The sequence below is a fragment of the Leifsonia sp. KNZ12-8B genome (assembly GCF_056755495.1).
Window position 1 is genome coordinate 1 of the sequence record NZ_JBPGXM010000190.1, and the last position, 5,032, is coordinate 5,032.

The following is a 5,032-nucleotide window of genomic DNA, read 5'->3' on the forward strand; positions in this document are numbered from 1 at the left end:
GAACCCGCGGACACCTCTAACTTCATTGTCGCATGCGCCCTTAGCGCCCGCGGGCCCTCACCGACTACTCGAGGACCCTTCTCATCTCTTGGTCGCAGGTTCGATTCCTGCCGGGGGCACCCACCCGCAACCGGCCGCCGAGCACAGGAAAAACGTCGTCGACGCGCCGGCTGGAACGACATTTTTCCTGTGCTCGGCGGCTCCGGTGCGGTCAGAGGGCCTTCGCGGCGGCTGCGAGGACCTGGTTGAGGGTCGGGACGCCCTCCGCGCGGAAGACCTCGTCGCCCGCGGGACCCGCGACGATGACCGTCGGGGTGGAGCGGATGCCGTCGGCCTCCGCCGACTCCGTGTTGCGGGCCACATCGCGCTCGGTCACCCGCAGCCGCGGCACGAGGCGGGCGGCCTCGGCGAGCACCGCGCGCGTCTGCATGCACGGCTCGCAGAACGCCGAGGTATAGAGGGTCAGGCGCACGTCCGCGCCGGTTGCCGCGGGGTCAACGGCCGGTGTCGAATCCACCCTGCCAGTGTACGTCCGGCGAAATCGCGGCGACGATCGGCCCATCCGCCCGCGCGCGTCACCCGCCCGTCACCCGCGCGGCGCAGGATCGCAGCGTGAGCCGAACGACCTTCACGCGATACGTCGCCCTCGGAGACTCGATCACGGAGGGGCTCTGCGACGCCGCCCCCGCCCGGCCGGGTGGGTGGCTCGGCTGGGCCGACCGCCTCGCCGCCATCCTCGACGGGGACGCCGGGCTCGCCGGCGGCTCCCTCGAGTTCGCCAACCTCGCCGTGCGCGGCCGGCGCATCGCCGACGTCGTCGACGACCAGATCCCGCAGGCGCTCGCCCTCGGCCCCGACCTCGTCTCGGTGCTCATCGGCGGCAACGACCTGATGAGCCCTTCCGCCGACCCGGACCTGCTCGCCGCCCGGCTGGAGGAGGGGGTCGGCGCGCTCCGCCGCAGCGGCGCCACCGTGCTGCTCGCCAACCTGTTCGACCCGCAGTTCGCGTTCTTCCTCAAGCCGTTCCGCGGGCGGGCCGCCGTCTTCAACGCGAACATCTGGAGCATCGCGCGGGATCACCGCGCGACCGTGCTCGACGTCTGGGGCGTGCGCGAGTTCCGCGACCCCGCGATGTGGGCCGCCGACCGCGTCCACCTGAGCGCCCGCGGGCACCGGCTGCTCGCCAGCCACGCCGCGCACACCCTCGGGGTGCCGTACGCGGAGGTGACCTCGATGGCCGCGGGTACTCCCGGAGCGGTCGCCCCGCGGCACCCGGCCCTCGACGACGACCCGGCCGAGCCCGACCTCCCGCTGGGCACGTGGCTGCGCCTGCACGCCCTGCCGTGGGTGGCCCGGCGGCTGCGGCGCATCTCGCTCGGCGACGGGATCGGGCCCAAGCTCCCGCAGCCGCTGCCGGTCGGCAGCTGGGCCGGCGCGCCCGGACGTGTCGGAGGGCGGCACTAGACTCGACGGCATGGCTACCTCCTCGGACCGTCTGGTCTGGATCGACTGCGAGATGACCGGACTCGACCTCGAGGTCGACGAGCTCGTCGAGATCGCGGTCGTGATCACCGACTTCGAGCTGAACGTGCTCGACCCCGGACTCAACATCGTGATCAAGCCGGATGCGACGGCGCTCGACAACATGAGCGACTTCGTCCGCGAGATGCACACGACCTCCGGGCTCATCGAGGAGATCCCGAACGGCAAGAGCCTGGCCGAGGCCGAGTACGAGGTGCTGGAGTACGTGCACACGTACGTCCCCACCGCCCGCACCGCGCCGCTCGCGGGCAACACCATCGGCACCGACCGCATGTTCCTCGCGAAGTTCATGCCGCGGCTCGACAGCCACCTGCACTACCGCAACGTCGACGTCTCCTCCATCAAGGAGCTCGCCCGCCGCTGGTTCCCCCGCATCTACTTCAACGCCCCGGAGAAGAACGGCGGTCACCGCGCGCTCGCCGACATCCTCGAGTCGATCCGCGAGCTCGACTACTACCGTTCCGCCGCGTTCGTGGCGCCTCCCGGTCCCACCACCGAGCAGACGCAGGCCACCGCCGCGTCCGTGGTGGAAAAATGGACCCCGCGGATGTATTAGAATCGACGAGTTGCCTCGACCGGCTCGGTGAAGCCGGACGTGGAGCATGGTGGGTATAGCTCAGTTGGTAGAGCGCCTGGTTGTGGTCCAGGAGGTCGCGGGTTCAAGCCCCGTTACTCACCCCAAACACTGGTCAGCCCAACACTGGTCAGCCGAGTACGGCCCCGGTCGCGAAAGCGCCGGGGCCTTCTTCGTCTCCCAGCCTGGGGCTCAGTCCGCCGAGCGGTGCAGCAGGAACAGCCCGCCGTGCGCCGGAAGGTGCGCCCGCTCCGCATCCGACTCGATGAATTCGTCGAGCACGGCGACGATCCGGCGATCGAGATCGGCGACATCCTCCTCCGACAGGTGCAGCGAGAAGCGCGCATAGGTCGCGATGGAGGCCGGCCCCGCCTCCGCGAGCTCCTGCTGGAACGCCTCCACCGGCGCGAGCCCGTGGCTCAGGTCGAGGTCGTCCATCGCCACCGACAGCCACCACGACAGCCCGGTCGAGCGGTACGGCTTCTCCAGCGCTCCGCTCGCCCCCGTGCGCACCGCCGCAGGCTCGAGGAAACCCGCGTTCACCAGCTGGCGCACGTGATAGTGGGCCGTCCCGGGGTCGACGCCCAGCCGGTCGGCCAGCTCCTTGTTGGTCAGCTCGCGCTCACCGCACAGCCGGAGGATGCGCACGCGCAGCGGGTGGGACAGGGCCTTGAGCTCCGCGGCCGTCGCCGGACGCCGTTTGGCGTCCGGGCCCGGTGCTGCGTCGTCCGGCCGCTCGCGATCCGCTTCCATGCCCGCAGCCTAGCGCCGCGAGCACGACGAATGGAGAATCTCCTACCGATTGAGATTTCTCGATCGGTCCGCGTATCCTTCCCGTGTGGAAGCGGACACGACGACGGCGCGGCGAGAGCGCGGCATCCGCCTCGGCGGCCGGTTCTGGACGCTGTGGGGCTCGTCCGCCCTGTCCAACCTGGCCGACGGGGTGCTGAAGGTCGCCCTGCCGCTGATCGCCATCCGCTTCACCGACTCCCCCGCGCTGATCGCCGGGCTCGGCTTCGCCTTCACCCTGCCGTGGCTGCTCACGGCGCTCACCGCCGGCGCGCTCGCCGACCGGTTCGACCGGCGACGGCTCATGCTGATCGCCAACACCGCCCGGGCCGCGATCCTCGGCGCCCTGCTGGCGCTCGGCCTGCTCGGCGGCGGCTCGATCTGGCTGCTCTACGCCGTCGCCTTCCTCGTCGGCGTCTGCGAGACCGTGTACGACACGTCGGCGCAGTCGATCCTGCCGCAGCTCGTCCGCCGCGAATCCCTGTCGCGCGCCAACGGGAGGCTGTACGCGGTGGAGCTGACGGCGAACCAGTTCGTCGGCCCTCCCCTCGGCGGGTTCCTCGTCGCCGCGGGCGCCGCCCTCGCCATCGGCGCGCCCGCAGCGCTGTGGCTGGCCGCTGTCGCGCTGCTGCTGCTGGTCCGCGGCCGCTACGGCACCGATCATCCGCGCACCACGACGATGCGCGCCGACATCGCCGAGGGTCTGCGCTTCCTATGGAGCAGAAGGCTGCTGCGGGTGCTCGCCGCGATGGTGGGCGGGTTCAACTTCGCCCTCAACGCCGTCTTCACCGTGTTCGTGCTCTTCGCCGTCGGACCGGACTCCGCGCTGAAGCTGACGGATCCGGGGTACGGCCTGCTGCTGACGGTCATGGCGGTCGGGAGCGTGCTCGGCACCTTCCTCGCCGAGCCGTGCGAGCGCCTGCTCGGCCGCGCGCGCTCGCTCATCGTGAGCGTCGTGGGGGTCTCGGTCATGCTGGCGATCCCCGCGCTCACGACGAACCTCTGGATCATCGGCGCCGTGTTCGCGGTCGGCGGAGCCACGATCTCGATCTGGAACGTCATCACCGTCTCGCTGCGGCAGCGGATCACTCCCCCGCGGCTGCTCGGGCGCGTCAACAGCGCGTACCGGCTGCTGGCGTTCGGCACGATGCCGCTCGGCGCGGCGGTCGGCGGCATCGTGGCGGAGGCGTTCGGCCTCCCCATGGTGTTCTGGCTCGGCGCGGCCATCGCCCTGTCACTTCTCTCAGGAATGATCTGGGTGACCGATCGGGCCATGCAGGCGGAGGAGCGGGAGGCCGAGGCCGTCGCGGCAGAACAGGCGGACACGGCCCCGAAAGGGTGACGTGTACACGACTTTGCCAGGCTCCGTGCCCGAACCGTCCAGAAACCGCGTCTAACGTGGCTGAACGACGGCGATTCGGATGCCGTCGGTGCCGACCACCAGCTCACCCCCCACCCCCCTTTCGACCCTGAGCTGGGTCCGCTGTCCAGGACGGCCGGCACACCCGCGCCGCACGCGCCCCGTCGGGACCCACCGGGTCCACCGGCGCTTCCGCACGTGCCGGCTCGGCTGCCAGCCCGCCGGGACCCGCTTCACGCGGTCCCGCCGCACGCCCGCCCAGCGGGCGCGTCCGGTACGCGGGGAAGCCCGATCCAGGAAACACATGCTCAACACGATCCGTCACACCGTCAAGAACAACGTCACCTTCGGCCGCATCGTCACCGGCGCCGCCACGGTGATCATGTCCGCCAGCCTCATCGCCCCCGCGATGGCGGCGCAGCAGAACGAGAAGGAGACCCGGGAGCTCTCGCAGGCCACCGGCCTCCACCACGACCAGCTCGGCGTCTACGAGTCCATCGTGCGCAACCGCCTCGAGAAGGAGGCGCAGCAGACGCTCAGCTCGGCGCAGGCGACCGTCGCCGCCAACCAGGGCAAGGCCGACGCCGCGGCCGCCAAGCTGGCCATCGCCGGACTCGGCAGCTTCACCAAGCTCGACGACTCCGCGCTCCGCAAGTCGATCGACAGCACCAAGGCCGCCGCCGACGCGCTCTCCGCCGCCGGTGTCGAGGCCGACCGCAAGGCCGCAGAGGCCGCCGCCGCAGCAGCCGCCGCCAAGGCCGCCGCAG

Annotated in this window: 5 protein-coding genes, 1 tRNA gene and 1 pseudogene; 5 read left to right on the top strand and 2 right to left on the bottom strand. The window is 71.3% G+C overall.

Going from position 1 to position 5,032, the window contains the following annotated elements; genetic code table 11:
* Positions 1-211: 211 nt before the first annotated feature.
* The gene (locus tag ACR9ZG_RS17885) at positions 212-517 is read right to left on the bottom strand and encodes a thioredoxin domain-containing protein (protein ID WP_481286198.1); all 306 of its coding nucleotides are present in this window, start codon (positions 515-517) and stop codon (positions 212-214) included.
* Positions 518-612: 95 nt separating this feature from the next.
* Between ACR9ZG_RS17885 and ACR9ZG_RS17890 the strand changes: the two genes are divergently transcribed.
* The 3 genes from ACR9ZG_RS17890 to ACR9ZG_RS17900 all read left to right on the top strand — a co-directional run bounded on the left by ACR9ZG_RS17890 (position 613) and on the right by ACR9ZG_RS17900 (position 2,223).
* Entirely contained in the window at positions 613-1,464 is an 852-nt protein-coding gene (locus tag ACR9ZG_RS17890) for an SGNH/GDSL hydrolase family protein (protein WP_481286199.1), read from the top strand.
* A 10-nt stretch (positions 1,465-1,474) separates the two neighbouring features.
* On the top strand, positions 1,475-2,098 hold the full coding sequence (gene orn, locus ACR9ZG_RS17895) for an oligoribonuclease (protein ID WP_481286200.1): 624 nt from the start codon (positions 1,475-1,477) through the stop codon (positions 2,096-2,098).
* Between the two features lie 49 nt (positions 2,099-2,147).
* A tRNA-His gene (locus tag ACR9ZG_RS17900) sits at positions 2,148-2,223 on the top strand.
* Positions 2,224-2,308: 85 nt separating this feature from the next.
* Here ACR9ZG_RS17900 and ACR9ZG_RS17905 read toward each other — a convergent pair.
* Positions 2,309-2,869, bottom strand: coding sequence for an ArsR/SmtB family transcription factor (locus ACR9ZG_RS17905; protein ID WP_481286201.1), 561 nt, complete (start codon positions 2,867-2,869; stop codon positions 2,309-2,311).
* Positions 2,870-2,954: 85 nt separating this feature from the next.
* On the opposite strand from ACR9ZG_RS17905, the gene ACR9ZG_RS17910 reads away from it, so the two are divergent.
* Together ACR9ZG_RS17910 and ACR9ZG_RS17915 are read left to right on the top strand one after the other, a co-directional pair.
* Complete coding sequence (locus ACR9ZG_RS17910; RefSeq protein ID WP_481286202.1) at positions 2,955-4,247, top strand: MFS transporter; 1,293 nt, start codon at positions 2,955-2,957, stop codon at positions 4,245-4,247.
* Between the two features lie 322 nt (positions 4,248-4,569).
* Positions 4,570-5,032 (top strand): annotated as a pseudogene (locus tag ACR9ZG_RS17915) (hypothetical protein); the annotation flags it as partial.